This is a genomic window from Bacillus sp. FSL K6-2865 (genome assembly GCF_040311405.1).
In the GTDB taxonomy this organism is placed as follows: domain Bacteria; phylum Bacillota; class Bacilli; order Bacillales; family Bacillaceae; genus Bacillus; species Bacillus velezensis.
Genome location: NZ_CP152036.1, coordinates 3,534,556 through 3,556,598, shown reverse-complemented (window position 1 = coordinate 3,556,598; position 22,043 = coordinate 3,534,556). Strand labels below are relative to the sequence as shown.

Sequence of the window (22,043 nt, the reverse complement as noted above, 5' to 3'; positions counted from 1 at the left end):
TTATGAATAAAAATTCTAACCGTGTTCAGTATAAAGATTTCAGTGTATGGCAGAATTTTTATGACATCTCAAAACAGGAAGAGTATTGGAAGAGGGAATTCGCTGGTGAAATTGCTAGGGTGGATTTGAAGACGGATTTCCTCCGTCCTCAAATCCAGTCTTTCAGGGGAGACAATGTTGTAGCAAAGGTAAAGGAGCCATTAAGCTCAGGGGTTAAAAATCTAGCTCTAAAGCATGGTGCTACTGAATTTATGGTTACCCTATCTGTGTTCATTTTATTATTAGCCAAATATAGTCGCCAAAAGGATATTATTGTAGGAACTACCGTGTCAGGCCGAGTTCATGCAGATACTAAGGGTATGTTGGGGATGTTTGTCAATACTCTGGTGATCAAGGGAGAAGTTAGTCCGGATGAGACCTTTGAGCATTTGATATTAGCTGTGAAGGAGAAGTGTCTGCAGGCTTATGATAACCAAGAATACCAATTTGAAGATTTAGTTGAAGCCGTAGAGGAGAAAAGAGATCTCTCAAGAAATCCAATTTTTGATTTTATGTTCGGATTAAAAGAAAAGAAAAAACCGACGGAAATGCAAGGCCTATTGGGCGGAAAAAGTGCATTCATTAAAAGAAATGTCTCAAAGTTTGACTTATCCGTTCTGGTTGAATGTATGCCAGAAGGGTATGAGATAGATTTTGAGTATTGCACAGATTTATTCAAACAAGAAACGATTGAATATATGGCAAGGCATTATGTAACGCTGCTTGAGGAAGCCATAACACATCCAGGCAAAAAGCTTAAAGATCTGCATATGCTTGATCTCAGAGAACAAGAGAAGATCTTGGTTGATTTCAATGCAACGAATGTAGAATACTCTCGAGAACAAACAGCTGTCAGCTTATTTGAGAATCAGGTAGAGAAAACAGCAGGAAATATTGCACTTAAATTTGATGATAATAAGATGACATATGCCGAGCTGAATGAAAGAGCAAATCAGTTGGCGCGAACTCTTCGGGATTTAGGAGTGGCTCCAAACGATCTAGTGGCTCTAGTGACAGAACGCAGCATGGAAATGATTGTAGGGATATTAGCCATCATCAAGGCAGGGGGAGCTTATGTACCCATCAATCCTGAATATCCAGATAATAGAATTCACTATATGCTGGAGGACAGTAGTCCAAAGATTGTATTGACGTATAAGAATAAGCTGCTAGGGAAGGTAGAGATACCAGTATTAGATTTAGAAGATGAGAATAATTATGCTAATGAAACGGACAATCTTTTGCACGTTAACAGGTCTAATGATTTAGTGTATTGTATCTACACCTCGGGTACAACTGGAAATCCTAAAGGAGTTTTAATTGAACATCGAAATGTGGTCAATATGTGGGTCACATATCAGGAGACATTTGCACTAAGCGACAAGGATACGGTGCTGCAATTTGCAAATATATCTTTTGACCAAGCGGTGGGAGATATCTTCCCTGCACTATGCAATGGTGCGGCATTATGCATTGTACCAAAACATTTAACCTATGATATGGAGCAACTACAAAAATATATCGATCGAAATAATGTTACAACAGCTTCATTGACACCTAAGTTAATAGACGGGTTGTGTGTTGACGCATTACCGACGCTTCGTTTGCTGGAGTCAGGTGGAGAGGCAGGTAGTCTAGAAAGCTTAAAAAAATGGGCGGAAAGAGTAGAAGTGCTTAACACATATGGGCCTACGGAGTCTACTGTAAATGCAACTAGTTTTAGAGTGAATACAGACTCTACTTCAATTTCCATTGGACGTCCGATTGCAAATACAAAGGTATATCTTCTAAATGAAATGGAGCTATGCGGGATTGGAATACCTGGTGAGTTGTGTATTGCAGGAGATGGTTTAGCAAGAGGTTATTTAAATCAGCCAGAATTGACAGATAAGAAGTTTATTAAGAATCCCTTCGGTGAAGGAAAACTGTACCGTACAGGAGATTTAGCACGTTGGCAGCCAGATGGAAATATAGAGTATTTAGGTCGAATAGATGATGAACAAGTGAAAGTCCGTGGTTACAGGATAGAGTTAGGTGAAATTGAAAGTGTATTAAGAAAGCAGAGTAATATTGCAGATGCTGTCGTTATTGTAAAAGAAGTTGGAAATAATGATATTCTCTGTGCATATCTCATTGCAGAAAAGGGGCAGGAACTAAGTATACCCCAAATTAAAGAAGCGGTAAGAGAAGAAGTAACAGAGTATATGATTCCTGCCTTTATGATCCAGATCGATGAATTTCCACTAACCATAAATGGGAAGCTGGATAAAACTAGGCTGCCAGAGCCAGATATGTTAGAAAGTTTGAACTACGTACCACCAAGTAATAAGACGGAGCAGGCAATCGTAGATGTATTTGAAGAAATCTTAGGAATATCTCCAGTCGGCATAGAGGATAGTTTCTTTGAACTGGGTGGACATTCGTTAAAAGCGACGGCAGCCATTAATGCCATCGAGAAGAAGACAGGAATTCGTTTGCCAGTAAAAGAGATATTTAGTTCACCAACTCCTTCCATGTTGGCGAGAAAGATTGAGGCCGCGGGAGAAGGTGAATATAGTCCAATACCACAAGCAGAACAGAGAGAAGCTTATCCAGCATCCTCTACACAGAAACGATTGTTTATTCTGGATCAGATGGAAGGCAACAGTACAGCATATAACATGGCGTCAGCGCTAGAAGTAACGGGTAACCTTGATGTAGAAAAAATACAACAAGCCATAGATCGCCTGATCCAGCGTCATGAGTCGCTGCGAACAAGTTTTGTCATGACAGAAGGAGAAACCCTTCAAGTCATTGCAGACGAGGTATTCTACCAAGTGGAATATGAAGAGACCAACAGCTACAGTGACGCTGACATGGAACAATTCGTACGCCCGTTTGACATCGGAACAGCACCGCTCATGCGTTTTAAAGTAGTGAAAGAAAGAAATCGGAACAAATATATTTTACTATTTGATATGCACCATATTATTTCCGATCATCAGACGCTCAATCTATTAATCGAAGATTTCTCACGATTGTATAACGGTGAAGAGTTACAACCACTTGAACTCCAATACAAAGATTATAGTGAATGGATGCGTGGCAGAAACCTGGAGAGTCAGAGGGATTATTGGAAAGAAGTATTTAAAGAAGAGGCACCGGTTTTGGATTTGGTGACGGACTATCCACGTCCGAAAACCCAAAGTTACAAAGGAGCACAAGTGTCTGTTCAACTTAGTAAAGAACAAAAAGTTGGAATTGAAAATATAAATAAACAAAATGGAACGACAGATTACATGACCTTACTGGCTGTATTTATGATAGAACTGCATAAATACAGCAGGCAACAAGATATCGTGGTAGGAACACCCATCTCCGGCAGGGTGCATCAGGACACCGAGACGATCGCAGGCATGTTTGTCAATACGCTGGCAATGAGAGGATATCCAAGGGGCGAGAAAACGTTCCTGGAGTTTTTAAGCGAGATAAAAGAGCTGGCCTTAAACGCGTATGAGAATCAGGAATACCCATTTGAAGAATTGGTAGAGGAAGTAGAAGTACGCCGTGATCTGTCACGCAATCCGCTGTTTGACGTGATGTTTACCATGCAGAATGACGAAGATATCCATCTTGCGATGGGCGAAGCCCAAGTAGACATGTTGGGCATTCATTTTATTGATGCCAAATTCGATTTGGATTTGCAAGCGACAGCGCATGAAGAGGGGTACGCTTTAGATCTGGTATATTGCAGTGATTTATTTACCCAGACTTCAGCACAGGTCATACTGGAGCATTTTAAGGTATTGCTGGATAGAGTGATTGCTAACCCTGATATGAAATTGTCTGAACTACACATGGTCAGTGAGGTAGAACAACAAAGAATACTAACGGTTTTCAATAATACCCATACGGAGCATACGGAGTATGCACAGCATCATACGGCAGTGGAACGATTCGAGAAACATGCGGAACAGACACCCGAGAAGACGGTAATCGAATACGAAACGGGAGTACTTCGTTATGGAGAAGTCAACCGCAAGGCCAATGCATTGGCATGGGAACTGATTTCGTTAGGTGTTCAGCCCAATGATCGAGTGGCCATCATGACTACCCTGGAAGCGGAAACGATCATTGGCATTTTGGGCGTGCTAAAGAGTGGAGCCGCCTATGTCCCGATTGATCCAGCAACACCGAAGGAACGAATAGAGCATATCTTAAACGATGCAGCACCCAAGGTCATTTTAACAAGAGAGAAGACTATGGAAACGGAAGTCCCATTCATCTCGATGAATCTTGAAGATCTGGGTGAGAAGGAGACAAATCCAGCGTGTGCTGTTGAAAAAAGTGACATAGCCTATTTGATTTACACATCAGGAACGACAGGAAAGCCCAAAGGCGTGGCGGTTACACGAGGTAACTTGGATCATTACTTGTCGTATGCAGATAAAGAGTACCAGAAGGAAGCTTGTACGACGGTATTAATGACAAGCTTAAGTTTCGACCTCTCCGTAACGTCCTTGTTCTTACCGCTGATTAGTGGTGGATCTCTTCTATTAAAGGGAGGAGATACGGAGGAAAGGTTACGTGCAGCTTTAAAAGATAACAGGGTAACCTTCCTGAAGCTTACCCCGTCACATTTAAAAATGCTGGAAACCTATGCAGACGGCGTAGATGTGGCGAATTTAGAAACGCTGATTGTCGGTGGAGAGGAGTTCACCACAGATACGGCGTGGAAAACGCAGAAGCTATTGGGTGAAAGCGTCAAGATCCATAACGAATATGGCCCTACAGAGACTACCGTAGGATGCTGTGACTATGTCTATTCCAGCGAAAAAGATAAGGGTTTAAGTGTAGGAATCGGACATCCCATTGCCAATATGCAGCTCTATATACTGAATGAGATGGAGTTATGTGGTGTAGGCGTTCCTGGTGAGCTATGCATCGCAGGAGACGGAGTAGCCAAAGGCTATCTAAACCAGCCTGAATTAACAGCGGAGAAGTTTATCGACAATCCATATGGCGAAGGGAAGTTATACCGCTCTGGAGATTTGGCGAGATGGCTGCCTAACGGAGAGATGGAATACCTGGGAAGAATAGATGAACAGGTTAAAATCCGAGGATATCGGATCGAGTTGTACGAGATCGAGAGCGTTCTAAGGAATCAGCCGGGTATATCTGATGTAGCCGTTGTTGCATTGGAAGTAGGCGGTGACAAGAGTATATGTGCCTACCTGATCCCGACAAATCAAGAGCAGCAACTGGATATGTCTGAAATCAAAAATGATTTGAGAGACAAACTGCCTGAGTATATGTTACCTGGCTTTATGATGCAGATTGATGCCTTGCCACTGACTCCAAATGGGAAGCTGGATGCAAAAGCACTGCCAGAACCAAATGCATTAGCAGGACAGGAATATATGCCACCAAGAACTAAAACAGAGAAAGTCATTACGGACATATTTGAAGAAATCTTAGGAATATCTCCAGTCGGAATAGAAGACAGTTTCTTTGAACTGGGAGGACATTCGTTAAAAGCGACGGCAGCCATTAATGCCATCGAGAAGAAGACAGGGATTCGTTTGCCAGTCAAAGATATATTTAGTTCACCAACTCCTGTCATGTTGTCGAGAAAGATTGAGGCCGCGGGAGAAGGCGAATATAGTCCAATACCACAAGCAGAACAGAGAGAAGCTTATCCAGCATCCTCTACACAGAAACGATTGTTTATTCTGGATCAGATGGAAGGCAACAGTACTGCATATAACATGGCGTCAGCGCTAGAAGTAACGGGTAACCTTGATGTAGAAAAAATACAACAAGCCATAGATCGTCTGATTAAGCGTCATGAGTCGCTGCGAACAAGTTTTGTAATGACCGAAGAAGGAGCATATCAAGTCATTGCAGACGAGGTATTCTACCAAGTGGAATATGAAGAGACCGACAGCTACAGTGACGCTGACATGGAACAATTTGTACGCCCGTTTGACATCGGAACAGCACCGCTCATGCGTTTTAAAGTAGTCAAAGAAAGAAATCAGAACAATTATATTTTACTATTTGATATGCACCATATTATTTCCGATCATCAGACGCTAAATATATTAATCGAAGATTTCTCACGATTGTATAACGGTGAAGAATTACAACCACTTGAAATCCAATACAAGGATTATAGTGAATGGATGCGTGGCAGAAACCTGGAGAGTCAGAGAAACTATTGGAAAGAAGTATTCAAAGAAGAGGCACCGGTTTTGGATTTGGTGACGGACTATCCACGTCCCAAAATCCAAAGCTACAAAGGAGCCCAAGTGTCTGTTCAGCTTAGCCGAGAGCAGAAAGCTGGCATTCAAAATATAAATAAACAACAGGGAACGACAGATTACATGACCTTACTGGCTGTATTTATGATAGAACTGCATAAATACAGCAGGCAACAAGATATCGTGGTAGGAACACCCATCTCAGGCCGAGTGCATCAGGACACCGAGACAATAGCCGGCATGTTTGTCAATACGCTGGCAATGAGAGGGTATCCAAGGGCTGAAAAAACGTTCTTAGAATTTTTAAGCGAGATCAAAGAGTTGGCATTGAATGCATATGAGAATCAAGAATACCCGTTTGAAGAATTGGTAGAGGAAGTAGAAGTACGCCGTGATCTGTCACGCAATCCGCTGTTTGACGTGATGTTTACCATGCAGAATAACGAGGAAATCCATCTTGCGATGGGCGAAGCACAGGTAGAGATGCTGGGCATTCCTTTCATTGATGCCAAATTTGATTTGGATTTACAAGCTACAGCGTATGAAGAGGGGTACGCTTTAGATCTGGTATATTGCAGTGATTTATTTACCGAGACTTCAGCACAGGTCATACTGGAGCATTTTAAGGTGTTGCTGGACAGGGTGATTGCTAACCCTGAAATGAAATTGTCTGAACTCCACATGGTCAGTGAGGTAGAGCAACAAAGAATACTAACGGTTTTCAATGATACCCATACGGAGTATGCACAGAATAATACGGCAGTAGAACGATTCGAGAAACATGCGGAACAGACACCCGAGAAGACGGTAATCGAATACGAAACGGGAGTACTTCGTTATGGAGAAGTCAACCGAAAGGCCAATGCATTGGCATGGGAACTGATTTCGTTAGGTGTCCAGCCCAATGATAGAGTGGCCATCATGGCTTCACTGGGAGCGGAAACGATCATTGGCATTTTAGGCGTGCTAAAGAGTGGAGCTTCCTATGTCCCGATTGATCCAGCGACTCCGAAGGAACGAATAGAGCATATCTTAAACGATGCAGCACCCAAGGTCATTTTAACAAGAGAGAAGACTATGGAAACGGAAGTCCCATTCATCTCGATGAATCTTGAAGATCTGGGTGAGAAGGAGACAAATCCAGCGTGTGCTGTTGAAAAAAGTGACATAGCCTATGTGATTTACACATCAGGAACGACAGGAAAGCCCAAAGGTGTGGCGGTGACACGAGGCAATCTGGATCATTACTTGTCGTATGCAGATCAAGAATACCAGAAGGAAGCTTGTACGACGGTATTAATGACAAGCTTAAGTTTCGACCTTTCCGTAACGTCCTTGTTCTTACCGCTGATTAGTGGTGGATCTTTTCTATTAAAGGGAGGAGACGCGGAGGAAAGGCTGCGTGCAGCATTCAAAGATAACAGGGTAACCTTCCTGAAGCTTACCCCGTCACATTTAAAAATGCTGGAAACCTATGCAGACGGCGTATATGTGCCGAATTTAGAAACGCTGATTGTCGGTGGAGAGAAGTTCACCACAGATACGGCGTGGAAAACGCAGAAGCTATTGGGTGAAAGCGTCAAGATCCATAACGAATATGGCCCTACAGAGACTACTGTAGGATGCTGTGACTATGTCTATTCCAGCGAAAAAGATAAGGGTTTAAGTGTAGGAATCGGACATCCCATTGCCAATATGCAGCTCTATATACTGAATGAGATGGAGTTATGTGGTGTAGGCGTTCCTGGTGAGCTATGCATCGCAGGAGACGGAGTAGCCAAAGGCTATCTAAACCAGCCTGAATTAACAGCGGAGAAGTTTATCGACAATCCATATGGCGAAGGGAAGTTATACCGCTCTGGAGATTTGGCGAGATGGCTGCCTAACGGAGAGATGGAATACCTGGGAAGAATAGATGAACAGGTTAAAATCCGAGGATATCGGATCGAGTTGTACGAGATCGAGAGCGTTCTAAGGAATCAGCCGGGTATATCTGATGTAGCCGTTGTTGCATTGGAAGTAGGCGGTGACAAGAGTATATGTGCCTACCTGATCCCGACAAATCAAGAGCAGCAACTGGATATGTCTGAAATCAAAAATGATTTGAGAGACAAACTGCCTGAGTATATGTTACCTGGCTTTATGATGCAGATTGATGCCTTGCCACTGACTCCAAATGGGAAGCTGGATGCAAAAGCACTGCCAGAACTAAATGCATTAGCAGGACAGGAATATATGCCACCAAGAACTAAAACAGAGAAAGTCATTACGGACATATTTGAAGAAATCTTAGGAATATCTCCAGTCGGAATAGAAGACAGTTTCTTTGAACTTGGCGGAGATTCTATTAAAGCGATTAAGGCCGTTTCGAAGTTACGGGAAAAAGGTTATAAGCTTTCTTTCGCCGCATTAATGTATCAGCAGACCCCAAGAAAGATTGGGGAAAATATTCAAATGGGAGAAGTAAATCAAGTATACGAACAGGGAGAAATCAATGGGGAAAGTCCATTAACCCCTATACAACTAGAATTTTTCAATAAGAATCACGTCGTACCTAATCATTATAATCAGGCCTTAATGTTAAGAAGTGATGAGCCATTTGACATACCTAGTTTAAAGACAGCAATTACTGAAATCATTAAACATCATGACGCTTTAAGAAATGTATATGACGGACAACGTCAAATCACGCTGTCTACAGAGGAAAGCAAGCTATATGATTGGTATGAAAAAGATTATACAAAAGTGCAAGATGTATCGAAAGAGATAGAGTATGCCAGCGATAAATTACAGGCAAGCATAGACCTAGCCACCGGGCCTTTAGTAAAAGTAGGGCTGTTCCATTCAGACAGTGGAGATCATTTACTAATTTGTGTACATCATCTGGTCATAGACGGTGTATCATGGAGAATTCTGCTGGAGGATTTATTTAGTGGATATCGACAAATACAAGAGACAGGTAAAATCACGCTGCCAATGAAAACGGCTTCGTACAAGGAATGGGCGAATGCTTTAACACAATATGCTAAGAGTGAAGTGCTTTCAGATGAAATAGCATACTGGAAAAATATATCGGATAAATCAAATAGTACTGAGACATTCAAGAGTACACAAACAGCAAGTGGTCAATATAAAAATAAAGTAGTGAAAGTGGACTCTGAAACGACGAAAAAGCTGTTGCTCGAAGCTGGAAAGACATATAAAACAGAAATAAACGACTTGTTACTGGCATCGCTGACCATTGCAGTAAAAGAATGGAGAAACTCTAAGTACCTAACCATAGAAATGGAGGGTCACGGGAGAGAGACAATAGATAGAGAGATCGCCATCGATCGTACAGTTGGTTGGTTTACAAGTGTATATCCTATTATTTTGGAGACAAAAGATACTGTTGAAGAAAGCATTTTGGAGACAAAACAAACATTGAAACAGGTCCCTAATCATGGAATTGGATATGGAGTTTTGAGATATCTTGGTGAGCATAGCGGACTTGAGATGAGCGCAGCAATAACATTCAATTATCTTGGAGAATTGGATAACGAGATAGACAGAATTGAAGGAATATCCATGTCGGGAATGCCATTAGGAAGAAGTATGTCAGAAAAAAATTCATCAGGAATGGGATTGTCTCTAAATGGGGCTGTTTTAAATGGGCAACTTGAATTTGACATCATATATGATACTGGATTGTATACTGACGAGGATGCTCAAACATTGGTATTGGCATATGAAAGAGCAATTAAGGATGTTGTCGAAACGTGTTTAACCAGAAAAGGAACAGTAAAAATGCCATTAGATGAAACATTAATTGGTGATAACCGTGATGGCGATCTAAAGTGCATGATACAAAAACAGTTGAATTATTATGGAGATAACTATATTAAAACACGTTCTACTTTAGAATGTCCTGTATTGACAGGACATGAGGACTTCTTGCGACCGGATACAGAAATTATTACTGAAATCATAACAATAGAAGGAACGGCAGAGAACGCTTCTTTATCACTCAGAGGAATAATTTCCAGGCATGGGGCATTAAGAACGAAATTAAATCAAAAAATGACCTATTTAGAAGAATACGATTATTCAGATGAGTGGGAAATTCCAGTAGTGAAAGGAACCTTAGAGTTATCTGCAGAACAATTTAAAGAAATTGTGAATGAAATGAGTTTTCTAACTGATGATAAGCTGTTATCTAGATTTTTAATCGTAGAAATAGATGCAGATCATTGCTTAGTACTTAGTGCAATTCATCATTTAATATGGGATGGAGTCTCACAAGATTTGTTTAAGGTTATGCTTCATGAAACTTTGAACAACAGACTTACCACTCCCTATAACTATTCTTTCATAGAATATTGCAAAATGATTAAAAAGAAAGTTGACGAACTGGAAATTCCAGATGCTCAAGAGTCTAACATGGAAGAGTATATTGAAGCTGCTAAACAATCAGCTGATTTGGTCTCTCGACGAGACACTAAGAGGTCTACAGAAATTCATGTAAAACTAAATGAGTTACAATATCAGAAATTTAGCGAACAACCCATTAATACAGCAGTAGAATTTATATCAAGGCTTATGTATAGTGACTTACCTGAAGAATTAAATAACATCCCTGTTTCTGTTTTGACACATAACAGAGATGAATTCAATAAGGAAATGTTGGGGCTAACTTTAAATTTAGATTATTCAATTTATGATAGGAAAAGTAAAACGCAAAAACAGCTTTTATCAACATCAGAAAAATCGAGTATTAATCAATCTGCAATTACAGAAAAGTTGTTTCTTATAGCACAAAAGTACGATTTTAATGAAATGTCCCGTCGCATTCCAATCATTAATTATCAGGGAGTCCTTGATAAGTTTGCAAGTAGAGATGACATATCACTTGAGAAGATGTTTTTACAAACACAGATTATAGAGTCTGAAGATTTTGGAGTTAGCATGCACTTTTACATTCAAAATAGTACTCTAATTGCTCGCATTACAGGCATTACAATTGAAGAAGAGCTCCTTAATGATGTCATGAAGAATATTTAATGTTGTATCTTACCCGTAAAACCACCCGCTATGCGGGTGGAGGGGTCATAAAAAGACATATGATGCCAGATCATGTGCATATGCTCGCGGTCCCACCCAACATATCTGAAATATGCACATGATCTAGCAATAAACAATTGGAGTGTAAATTAGACATGCTCTAAATGAAATTAGAAACAAGAAGGGGGCTTAGAGTATGAATGAAAAAATTTCAAAAAGCATATACAAAAAGAATATAGGCTTATTTATTTTGTCCTGCTTACTTGGTATCATGACATCTATTCTGTTTATTGCATTGGCAATTATACTACAAAAGTTTATTGATTATTCTATTAATAAAGATATTGACAATATCATTAAGGTGACTACTGTTTCCGTTATTTTATTGCCTTTAGGTGCAGTGGGAATGTATGTGGGGTATGCTGTTAAAAATTTATATACAAAAAGGGCAACGTTAAACCTGAAAAATACCCTTGTTGAAAATATTTTGCGGTTAGATATGAGAAGTTTCAACAAGGAGAGTAATGGAACCTACATATCACGATTGTCAAATGATATAACGATAATTCAAAACGATTATATAAAAGGGACCGTGGAAATATTTGTTCAGCTAGCTATGCTTGTAGGTGGAGTGCTTGCGATGTTTATCATTAATTCATTCCTTGCATTGAGTATATTACTCACTTGTATCATTCCACTTGCAGTTTCGAGTATATTTAATAATCGTATGCAAAAAGCACAAGGTGAAGTGGCTGAGCAAAATAAAAATTATGTATCTTTCATTAAAGATATATTGTCTGGAAATCAGGTTGTTAAGAGCTTTAACATCGAAAAGGAGATTTTTGAAAGGGCAAAGGCAAAGGCGAACAAGCAGGAAAAAGCAAAAATGGTATACGAAAATCTGTTGTCACTCATTATGTCACTTACTGATATTTCAACTTTTCTTGTTGCTGTAGTCATATTTATTGTGGGTACTCAGCAGCTAATGAAAGGAGAAATTACAGTAGGAGAGATTATGGCTTTCATTCAATTGTTAAATTGTGTAACAGTTCCCATTAATAGACTCATAACCGGTTTTACCAAAAGGAAGGCCAGTCGGGCTTTATTAATGAATTTCAATAAAATTGGAGAGGCAAAAACGGATCAAACTCAAAGAATTGATATCCCTAATTTCAGTAATAAAATTTCTCTAAATGGGCTTTCGTTAAGCGTAGATGGGAAAAAAATTTTAGATGATATTAATTTTGAATTTGAATATGGAAAGTCTTATGCCATTGTAGGAACAAGTGGGAGTGGAAAGACAACCTTATTAAAGATGTTGACTGGGTTTTATGATGGGTATGAAGGAAATATCAGGTATGACGGGGTTGATCTTGAGAAAATAAGTGATCAGTCCATTTTCCAAAATGTTAGTTTTATTCATCAGGACTGTTTTATCTTTGATGATACGATTGAACAAAATATTAAATTGTTTCGTGAATGTGACACAGATGAGTTTGAGCAAGTAATAAAGAAGAGTATGTTACAGAAATTGATTCATGACAGAGGCGGCTTTGATGTATTATGTGGAGAAAATGGAATCCATTTTTCAGGTGGGGAAAAACAGAGAATTTCTATAGCAAGAGCACTCCTGAGAAAATCACCTATATTACTTATGGACGAGGCGACTTCAGCGTTGGACAATCAAACAGCTAGTGACCTTGAGTGTATGTTAAGTGAAATGCAGGGCATTACGAGAATTTCCATTACTCATAGGCTGGATGAATCAATTCTTAGTGGATATGATGAAATTGTCTTATTGAATAATGGGAAAATTGAAGAACACGGCACGTATCATAAATTAATGGAAGCCAAACAAAGATTTTATGCATTGAGTATGTTGAGTAGACATAATAATGATCTTTTAATAGAGAAAGGTATAACTAGTCTTGTATTTTAAATCTTGTATAAGATGAAAGGGGTGTCGTACGGATGGAGCAAATCGCAGTTGTTGGGTGTGGCGGAATGATCGGTGAAGTCATCTGTAAGAACTTATGTAAAGACTTTATTGTTAAGGGCGGACAGCGGCGTGAACCTACAGCATTAATGAACCTTAATAATTTTAACTACCAATTCCTGGATGTTTCTGACTGGGAGAACTTGATTGCGTTCTGTACTGATTGTACGGTTGTCATTAATTGTGCAGGGCCTGAATTTATAATTAAAGATAGAGTTGCTCAGGCAGCTATGGAAGTAGGAGCAAAATATGTCGATGCTTCCAATGCTTTATTATTGAGTCAGGAGCAAATAGAGCTTAAAGCTAACGGTGTAAATTACATAGGAGCTGGTTTTTGTCCTGGAATTACAGGTCTGCTATTAAAACGAGTAATAAATCATTTATTAGACGAAACGAAGTATGTGAATTGTTATATTGGTGGTGCGGAACATTATACGAAAACTTCTATCTCAGATATATTAATGAGTGGCCATAGTGTAATTGGAAAAACAGATTCTTATTGGAGTGATCATTGTGTAAAAACGGAAAATATAAATATGATGAAGAAAGAATTTGTACCTGAAGTGGATGTCCCTGTCTATAAGAAACCGTATTTAAGTCAAGAGATCATTGATATTCTGGAAGTTAGTTCGGTACAAGAACTCCACTGGTACAATATAGCAGCAAATGATAATATTTTTCGTTTAGCAATGCAATTTTATCAAATGCAACTTGAGTCTTCGGTTGAAGAAGCCCTGAAAAAACTAGACATTCGTTTAGAGGAGCAACCTAAAGAGGAATGGATAGCTTTAGTCATTGATGCTACAGGAGTGAAAAATGGAAAGGATGTTAGGTGCAGATTGAATTTACAAATGGAAACGAGTTCAGAGTTAACGGGTACAGTGGCTGCTGAAATCGCCCGACAAGTTATTTCAAGTAATAGACCTAATGGTACCTACTGGGCTTATGAAGTACTTCCTATAGATTTTATGAATCAATATGTTTTTTCTAATAAGCATGATTTTTATGAGGAAAAGTATGTTGAAATAAAGAAATGATATGACTAGGTTACATGGCGTACATCTGATATTTATTGGATAGGGGGAGTACATTATAAAAAAGCTTTTACTTAAGAGATTACCGTTGATTTCACTTGGAGTTATAGCTTACATACTGACAATATACGCGCAGAACCATCAGGATTGGGCGGAAAAATACAGTAGGTCTGTATATCCGTTATTGTCAAAAATAGTAGGATTTGTACCTTCTTGGGTCAAGTTTTCTGTTAGTGAATGGCTCGTCGTGTTGGTTGTGTTACTTTTTCTATTTTATATCGTTTATTATGTGCGCAAGGTTATCATGAGTAAAGGTGTACGTAGGATGGTAGTTTATCGTGGTGCTCTAGGAATAGTTACGATCTGTAGCGTGATATATTTTTGTTATACTATTTTGGGTGGAATAAACTATTACAGATATTCTTTTTTGTCTTATACCGAATATAAAGAAGAGAACTACAGCAAGGAGGAACTGGTCAAATTGAGTAAGTCGCTTGCCGTTGAAATGGGATTGGCAAGGGAAAAGTTAGCGGACACTGATCTTTTGGCTCAAGTACCGGAGGTTTTTGATTATTATGCACAACACGCAGTGTTCTCGATGCAAATGTTATCAAAGGAATATCCTATTTTGGAGCATTCTTTATACTCAACACCAAAACCAGTTGTGATGTCAAAGCTAATGTCGCATGCAGGGATAAATGGTATCTTTGTCCCTTTTACTTATGAATCCAATATCAATGTTAATGTGCCCGTTTTCTTGGTGCCTGCTACTATGGCACATGAATTGGCACATCAGAGTGGTTTCATGCATGAGGATGAGGCAAATTTTATAGCATATCTGGCATGTAAGCAGCAGGATGATCCAATGATACTTTACAGTGGTTTTTTTCTAGCATTTGATTATTCTATATCTGAGCTAAAGAAAGTGGATCCAGATCAGGCGTCTGATATAATGTCCAGTCTGTCCAAGGCGGTGCAGCATGATATAGAACAAAATGAGCAGTACCGGGATAAGTATGAGGGTGTTATTTCAAGTATTTCAAGAAATGTAAATGATGTATATCTGAAGGCAAATAATCAGACAGACGGTATGAATAGCTATAGTGATATGGTGAATTTGTTGCTGGCAGAGCAGCGAGAGATAGAGAAGTACAATTAAATGTATCTTGAATACTTATAGGTTTATATAGTAATGATAGTGGGCTCAAGTTGAACATAGGAGTGAGTGAAATAAATAAAATAAAAGTATTTCCTATTCCATATGCTGGAGCGTCGGTAAATGCATATTATGAATGGAAAAAACTACTGCCGGATAGATATGAATTGTGTATATGTGAATTGGCTGGAAGAGGAACTCGATTCACAGAGCCTTGTTACCAGTCTGTTGGTGAAGCAAGTGAAGATATCGCCAAAAGAATAAGTGAACAATTAGAATATGACGATGAATATGTTATATTTGGACACAGCATGGGAGCCTTATTGACTTATGAGATATATTATAAACTTAAGCAAATGGGAACTAAGGAACCAAGGCATCTGTTTTTTTCTGGGCGAGATGCTCCACATATTTTTGAAAAGAGAGAAGACATTGAAAATATGACTAATGAAACTTTCTTGACAAAGGTGGAACAATATGGGGGAATACCAGAGGAGTTTTATACAAAAGAGATTATGGATATGTTTCTTCCGATTTTGCGAGCAGATTTTATAATTTTGGACAATTATAAGTTTCAGCCCAAAGCAGAAAAAATAAGTTGTGGAGTAAGCGTTTTTTATGCGGATAGCGATTTTTCGACTCATATCAATGAAATGCATAAATGGAGTGAAGTTGTTGAAGGAAACGTGAAATTTCATAAGTTTAAAGGAGAACATTTTTTTTTGAATCGGTATCCTAATGATATTGTAAATACTATTGTTAAAGATACAGAGACTCAAAATATTTACCAGGCCACCCACCTGGATCGCCTGGAAATACGGGGGTAATCTCCCCCATTAATTCTATTTTGAATTAATTCAAATGAGAGAAACGTTAAAGTCTCAAGTAGTGGTGTAAAAAAGAACTGTGCCTTTTGACAAGGGAAGCCACGGTATGATTCTACTAAAGTGACGCGACTCAACTTTAGAAGGAGGATCAAAACCGTGCCTTCTATAGATAGAATCTCACAAAAATAAAAATTTAGACTTTCTTTTCTTTGTACAGTTTGAATGTGTTTTGAAATATTATATTTAAAATAAATTTTATCAGTCTGAGAATCCTTCAATGATTGTTACTTAATTTTGCTTAATTATAAAAGTAATATTCAATAATTGTTTTAGGTAGGTTTTAGTAAGGAGAATTATGAAAAAAATTAAGAAAAAACATTGGAAATAATAAGCTTTCAGTTTTATTAATTATGAAAAATCACATATAAAAAGCCTGGTGCCGCTAACAACACAGCGGCCGGGCTTTTTTTACGGCCGGATTACGATGTCAGCGCCGAACTTGATCGGAACTCTCAGCCATTTACATTCACCTTTTCTCTTGTAAATCAAAAGATTCTCATAGAGCAAACGGCATTGCGGTGACACTTTGAGAGAGAAAATGAAGAAGGAAAACTAGAAAAGGTTCCGGAAAGCAGATGCTTACGGAACCTTTTTCGTTATGCCGAATGGCTTTTTTTCGTCTGAACGGTTTCCCCGGACTTGATACCAAGCGATACGAACAAGCCGATCACAGAAACTCCGATCAATATGATAAACAGAATATGAAACCCGGAGATTAAACCGATCAGCGCTGAAGAAATAATGCTTCCGAAATAACGGAAGGTGGAGAAAATCCCGGATGCGATGCCGGACATGCCCGGTTCTACCGTCGCAAGAGAAGATACCTGCATGCTCGTCAGCCCCGCACCTGACGCGATGCCTCCGACAATAAGCGATGCCATAAGAAACGGAACGGAATGGGAATAAACCAAAAGCAAAAATAAGAGATTGGCTACGGCCATCAGCCCGAAGGACAGAAAAATCATTCTTCGCGCGCCCCATTTCTGATGCAGCTGAGCTCCGCCCCAGTTGCTGGCGGACATGAAAACAGAAAAGACTGACAGCGCCATGCCGCTGTGTGACGTATTCATGCTGAAGTGGCCGGTCATAAAGAGCGGCATAATCAATAACACGGCGTACATCATTAAATTGCTTAACAGAACCGACAGATTGGCGCTCGTAAAGGTCGTGTTTTTAAACAGATCAAAATCAATAATCGGATGTTTCGTGCGCAGCTCCCGCCTGAAAAATAGCGGAACAAATACGAGAATGAGCAGTGCGTACACCCAATAGCCCAAAGAGCTTTCATTTTTCGTCAGAAGAATAATAGATACAATGCTTCCGGCAAGCAAAACGGACCCGATGATATCAAGCGGAGCGTCAGACGTTTCTTCTTTATATTTAGGAAACATCACTAATGCCGTCACGAGTGCGATTGCAAGAAACGGAATGTTGACCCAAAAGATCGAATGCCAGCTGAAGCTCTCAATTAAAAGAGAGCCGATAAACGGACCGAGAGCCGCACCCAGCCCGGCACCGAGGCCGAAAAAGCCGAATACTTTCGGAAGCCGTTTTTCAGACACGACATGGCGGATGATGGCGATGCTGTTTGGCGTAAGCAAAGCGCCGCCGGCAGCCTGAAGCGCCCGGAAGAAAATCAATAAGAAAAGACTTGGCGAGAGGGCGCACCCCAATGATGCGATGAGAAAAAGGCCGACGCCCCATAAATACATTTTTTTGTTTCCGTACATATCACCGAGCTTGCCGGCAATGGGCTGTGTCACGGCCATCACGATTAAATACACGGTCACTACCCATGTGATGCTGGCAATTGATTCGCTGAATGAGCGGGAAATGGATGAAAGGGCGACTGCGATCATCGTAGAATTGATGGGAACGAGTATGGCTCCCAGCAAAAGCGAAACGATCAGCGCCCATTCTTTCTTTGAACCCATCCTTCATCCTCCTTGGAGCCGGAAAATGACCGGCCGGTAATGCCTTTCATGAAAATCTCAGTGCTGTGTTTCAGCATCGTTTCCTCAGAGAGAGTGATGACTCTTTTCCCCAGCTGCAGCCGGTGTATAAAATAACCGAAAATCATCGTCATAAAGACGTCTGCATTAGCTTCTTCACTGCCGGGGCTTATCATATTTTTCTTTGTCAGCTCCTTAAAGTAAACGATTAAATGCTTTTTCACGGATTGCGGATATACGACAATATCCTGCAGGACGTCTTCGAATAGTTCCGGTTCGCGCAGGCAGATGCGGAACACTTCTTTTTTTTGTTCCAATTGCTGAAGAAGGGTCGCGGCGAAATGAAGAAGATCCTCATACAGATCGCCTTCCGCCTTAGTGATCATGCTTTCCGGAACCGGCGTCTGCTGTTCAATCATGGCTTTCATTAATCCTTGTTTGTTTTTAAAATTACGGAAAATCGTTGCTTCGCTTACTTTTGCTTTTTCTGCGATTTCTTTTGTTGTCGCTGCGCGGTATCCTTTTTGGATGATCAGATTCATCGCGGCGTCAATAATTCTCTTGTTCGTCGTTCTCAACATGTTTCACCTCGCGTAAATACTGGCAGGACAAGTATACACCCGCCCTGCCCGTCAATAAAGAGGGAAACCTAGCATGAAGCGCGTTTGACAATCGTAATCTTGCCGTTTGTCCCGTCCACCGTGACGATATCTCCGTCGTTGAGCCTGTCAGTCGCGGCACGTGTGCCGAGAACGGCCGGGAGCCCGTATTCCCTCGCGATGATCGCCGCATGTGACAGGATGCCGCCCGTGTCCGTAATGACGGCCTTTGCATCCTGGAACAGACTGGTCCACAGCGGTGTCGTCATTTTGCAGACAAGCACGTCTCCTGTTGAAAAACGGGAAAATTCACTTGCGTCACGAATGACTTTCACAGGGCCGCTTGCGATTCCGCTTGACGCCGCAAGTCCGTAAATTTGATGTTCAGTGTTTTTTTCATCTTCTGTGATGGAGCCGGTAATCTGTTCAGCCATTTTCAGCTGTTCCGAAGTCGGAGTCCCGAGATAAGCGGGGGCTTCAAGCAATTGATATTGCTGGAAGAGCTGTTTTCGTTCAGCGGCTTTTTCCTGCATCGGAACCGGCGACGCCAGCGCTTTCTCGACTTCATCGCTGTATAAGTACCACATATCCTCCCGATCATCGATTACGCCTTGTTTTTGAAGCAGCTCGCCGATTTTCAGAAGGCAAAGGCGCGCTTTGGCGTCCAGCATCGCATCAATATAAAAATGGTGATCATCTTTGATGACGGATGAAGACAATGTCCACTGATAATAGCGGTCAAACGTCTCCCGGAAGCCGTCATCTTCAATTCTATCCATAAAGTCGGCGTAGAGCTGTTTTCGTTTTTCTATCGTTTTATGAAACTCACTGTCAAAATCGTATCCGTTCCGGACATAGTTCTGAATGTTGGCCAAAGCGAAATAAGGGTTTTCCGCCCAAGTTTCTTCAATCAGATCATGACTTTTCACGGATCTCCAGCCGTATTCCTGTAAAAATTCACCGACTTGTTCGAGAAAGCGTTTTCCCTCATTTGATTGCAGAAGCGTCTGATGCAGCTCATCGGCATGAGAAACCGTAAAGACGCGCCGCAGCTCAGGGCTGTCTTTTACTTGTCCGGAAAGCAGCCAGAGCTGTCTGTCGGTCTCCAATGACTTATTCATGACGCCAGCCAGCATTTCGTACAGAAGGGATGTGTTTTCTTTCTCAACCTGTCCGTACATGGATTCCAGTATCATGTTTAACGCAACCTGCGGAAAGACAATATTGAAATGTTCTGCGTATCCTTTTAAATAGAAGTCTTGCAGGTTTCGGAACGCATTAAGGGCAGTCTCCGGCGTATGGTCTGTATGCGCCAGTTCGTCCAGCTTTTGATAAAAAGGCAGAAAGGTTTCCTGAATAATATCGTACATGCGGTCAGCCAAGACGGGGAAAAGCGCTTCTAACTGTTCTGCGGGCAGCTTGTCGTCCGTCTTATGCTGTCTGGAAAAAACACGGCCCTGATGAAGTTTGACACGCTCGATTTCGATGCCCATTACAGGGAATGCCTTCGTGCTCTCTTTGAGGCCGTATTCCAAAGCCGGCACAATGAGTGAGGCGAATAACGGGCTGACGGGGCCTTCTATATTGGCCTCCATATTGAGCCAAAAATCTTTCTGATCCCGGGGCGTCATGATAAATTCCCGTTCTTCGTCTGCCGCTTTCTGATCCTGCGCGATCGTTGTAATCGGCCGGGCCTGAAGCAGATACAGCTTATTTTCGGCAAATCCGAATTCGAGATCCACGGGATAACCGTACAGTTCTTCCGTCTTTATCGTCAGCATGGCAAGCTCTTTGATGCTCTCGTCATCAAGGCAGAAGCGGTTTCTCATGTCTGCGGTCGTCTCTTTTTCCGTCACGCCTTCGTCTTTAGAAACGATATACATTTCTTTTAAGCCGATTTCTTTTTCAATCTGAAATGTGTCTTTATTGACGATAAATGTGTCGGGCGTCACGCTGCCGGAGACGATTGCTTCTCCGAGACCGTAGCTCGCGCTGATCATCAGCTCTCCGTCATCATGTGTGACGGGGTTGCGGCTGAAAATGACTCCTGAAACCTCGGAATTGATAAGCCCTTGCACGACAACGCCCATTAACGGTTCTGCGGTGTCATTGTTCATTTTCTCTTTATAACCGCTGACCCGCGCCGAGAAGAAGGAAGCCCAGCATTCTTTCACTTTTCCGAGAAACTCTTCTTCTGTTTTGATATTTAAATAGGTTTCGTACTGGCCCGCGAAAGAAGCCCCTTCAAGATCTTCGGACGCGGAGGAGGAACGTACGGCGACAGAGGCGTATGATTCTCTCAATTCATAAAACGACGCGGTCAGTTCCTCCCGAAGCTCTTTTGAAAACGTGCCGTTCATAATGGCGCGCTTCATCTGTTCCTGATCTGCTTGAAGCCCGTTGTCTTCCATAAAACGTGTCAGGGCATTCGTCTGAATAATGAAACCGCCGGGAACGGGCAGCCCGTTTTTCGTCAGTTTAATCAGGTTCATTCCTTTTGCTCCTGCAGAGCGGCTCGATTCTTCCGCTTTTTGAAATCGCACTGAATACATGCGGTATGACCCCCTTTTTTTCTTCATCCAAGAAAATGATAGTAAACACTATCACTACATTGTAAAGAGGGAGGAAGAAACTGTCAAAGATACAAAGACCTAAACCTTCTCATCCTTTCGGCTGAAGAAAGGTAATTCGATTCATCTGGTTAATGGTTCAATGGATTTATATTCACATTTTTTTTGACAGATGATTGAAGACTGCTGAAAAAGGGTATTGTGATAGCAGGGGAACGATTGTCCGATTCTTCATTTTTTACTATAATCAGATGAGATGAAGAATTCCCGAGGAGGGTTTTTGTGATTACAAAAGCCGTTTTTGCATTATGTTTCCCTTTTATGCTGGTCGTCCTTTTTACGCGCGTCACGTTTAACCACTATGTGGCGATCGCTCTCACAGCAGCACTGCTTTTCGCATCCTATTTAAAGGGTTACACCGAAACGTATTTTATCGTTGGATTGGATGTCGTATCGCTGGTGGCCGGAGGGCTGTACATGGCCAAAAAAGAAGCAGACAAAAAGAAAGACAATGCCTGACATGGTGAA

The 22,043-nt window shown here is 40.9% G+C and carries 9 protein-coding genes; 6 read left to right on the top strand and 3 right to left on the bottom strand.

Annotation, left to right across the window (positions count from 1 at the left end; translation table 11 throughout):
• The first annotated feature begins 2 nt into the window (after nt 1–2).
• The 5 genes from NYE42_RS17575 to NYE42_RS17555 all read left to right on the top strand — a co-directional run bounded on the left by NYE42_RS17575 (nt 3) and on the right by NYE42_RS17555 (nt 16,334).
• Nucleotides 3–11,321, top strand: a complete 11,319-nt coding sequence (locus NYE42_RS17575) for an amino acid adenylation domain-containing protein (protein WP_342497102.1) — start codon at nt 3–5, stop codon at nt 11,319–11,321.
• A 196-nt stretch (nt 11,322–11,517) separates the two neighbouring features.
• Nucleotides 11,518–13,260, top strand: coding sequence for an ABC transporter ATP-binding protein (locus NYE42_RS17570; RefSeq protein ID WP_040238841.1), 1,743 nt, complete (start codon nt 11,518–11,520; stop codon nt 13,258–13,260).
• Nucleotides 13,261–13,292: 32 nt separating this feature from the next.
• Entirely contained in the window at nt 13,293–14,354 is a 1,062-nt protein-coding gene (locus tag NYE42_RS17565; RefSeq protein ID WP_040238843.1) for a saccharopine dehydrogenase NADP-binding domain-containing protein, read from the top strand.
• An 85-nt stretch (nt 14,355–14,439) separates the two neighbouring features.
• Nucleotides 14,440–15,510 carry a DUF3810 domain-containing protein gene (locus NYE42_RS17560; protein ID WP_040238845.1) on the top strand — a complete coding sequence of 357 codons (1,071 nt, stop codon included), beginning with the start codon at nt 14,440–14,442 and terminating at the stop codon, nt 15,508–15,510.
• Nucleotides 15,511–15,560: 50 nt separating this feature from the next.
• Nucleotides 15,561–16,334 (top strand): thioesterase domain-containing protein, encoded by a 774-nt coding sequence (locus NYE42_RS17555; RefSeq protein WP_042635520.1) that lies wholly within the window; start codon nt 15,561–15,563, stop codon nt 16,332–16,334.
• Nucleotides 16,335–16,990: 656 nt separating this feature from the next.
• On the opposite strand, the gene NYE42_RS17550 is transcribed toward NYE42_RS17555, so the two are convergent.
• The 3 genes from NYE42_RS17550 to NYE42_RS17540 all read right to left on the bottom strand — a co-directional run bounded on the left by NYE42_RS17550 (nt 16,991) and on the right by NYE42_RS17540 (nt 21,497).
• Nucleotides 16,991–18,328 (bottom strand): MFS transporter, encoded by a 1,338-nt coding sequence (locus tag NYE42_RS17550; protein ID WP_007407455.1) that lies wholly within the window; start codon nt 18,326–18,328, stop codon nt 16,991–16,993.
• Nucleotides 18,301–18,924 (bottom strand): TetR/AcrR family transcriptional regulator, encoded by a 624-nt coding sequence (locus NYE42_RS17545; protein WP_015240677.1) that lies wholly within the window; start codon nt 18,922–18,924, stop codon nt 18,301–18,303. Before NYE42_RS17545 ends, NYE42_RS17550 begins: the two co-directional genes overlap by 28 nt.
• A gap of 71 nt (nt 18,925–18,995) precedes the next feature.
• On the bottom strand, nt 18,996–21,497 hold the full coding sequence (locus NYE42_RS17540) for a PEP/pyruvate-binding domain-containing protein (protein WP_352426615.1): 2,502 nt from the start codon (nt 21,495–21,497) through the stop codon (nt 18,996–18,998).
• Nucleotides 21,498–21,797: 300 nt separating this feature from the next.
• Here NYE42_RS17540 and NYE42_RS17535 point away from each other — a divergent pair, with 300 nt between their 5' ends.
• Nucleotides 21,798–22,034 carry a CsbA family protein gene (locus NYE42_RS17535; RefSeq protein ID WP_003151438.1) on the top strand — a complete coding sequence of 79 codons (237 nt, stop codon included), beginning with the start codon at nt 21,798–21,800 and terminating at the stop codon, nt 22,032–22,034.
• Nucleotides 22,035–22,043: the final 9 nt, after the last annotated feature.

Excerpts from the sequence above, each read along its gene's own strand:
- NYE42_RS17565 (WP_040238843.1), top strand. The coding sequence starts at position 13,293 with ATGGAGCAAATCGCAGTTGTTGGGTGTGGCGGAATGATCGGTGAAGTC.
- NYE42_RS17575 (WP_342497102.1), top strand. The coding sequence starts at position 3 with ATGAATAAAAATTCTAACCGTGTTCAGTATAAAGATTTCAGTGTATGG.
- NYE42_RS17550 (WP_007407455.1), bottom strand. The coding sequence starts at position 18,328 with ATGGGTTCAAAGAAAGAATGGGCGCTGATCGTTTCGCTTTTGCTGGGA.
- NYE42_RS17570 (WP_040238841.1), top strand. The coding sequence starts at position 11,518 with ATGAATGAAAAAATTTCAAAAAGCATATACAAAAAGAATATAGGCTTA.
- NYE42_RS17540 (WP_352426615.1), bottom strand. The coding sequence starts at position 21,497 with ATGTATTCAGTGCGATTTCAAAAAGCGGAAGAATCGAGCCGCTCTGCA.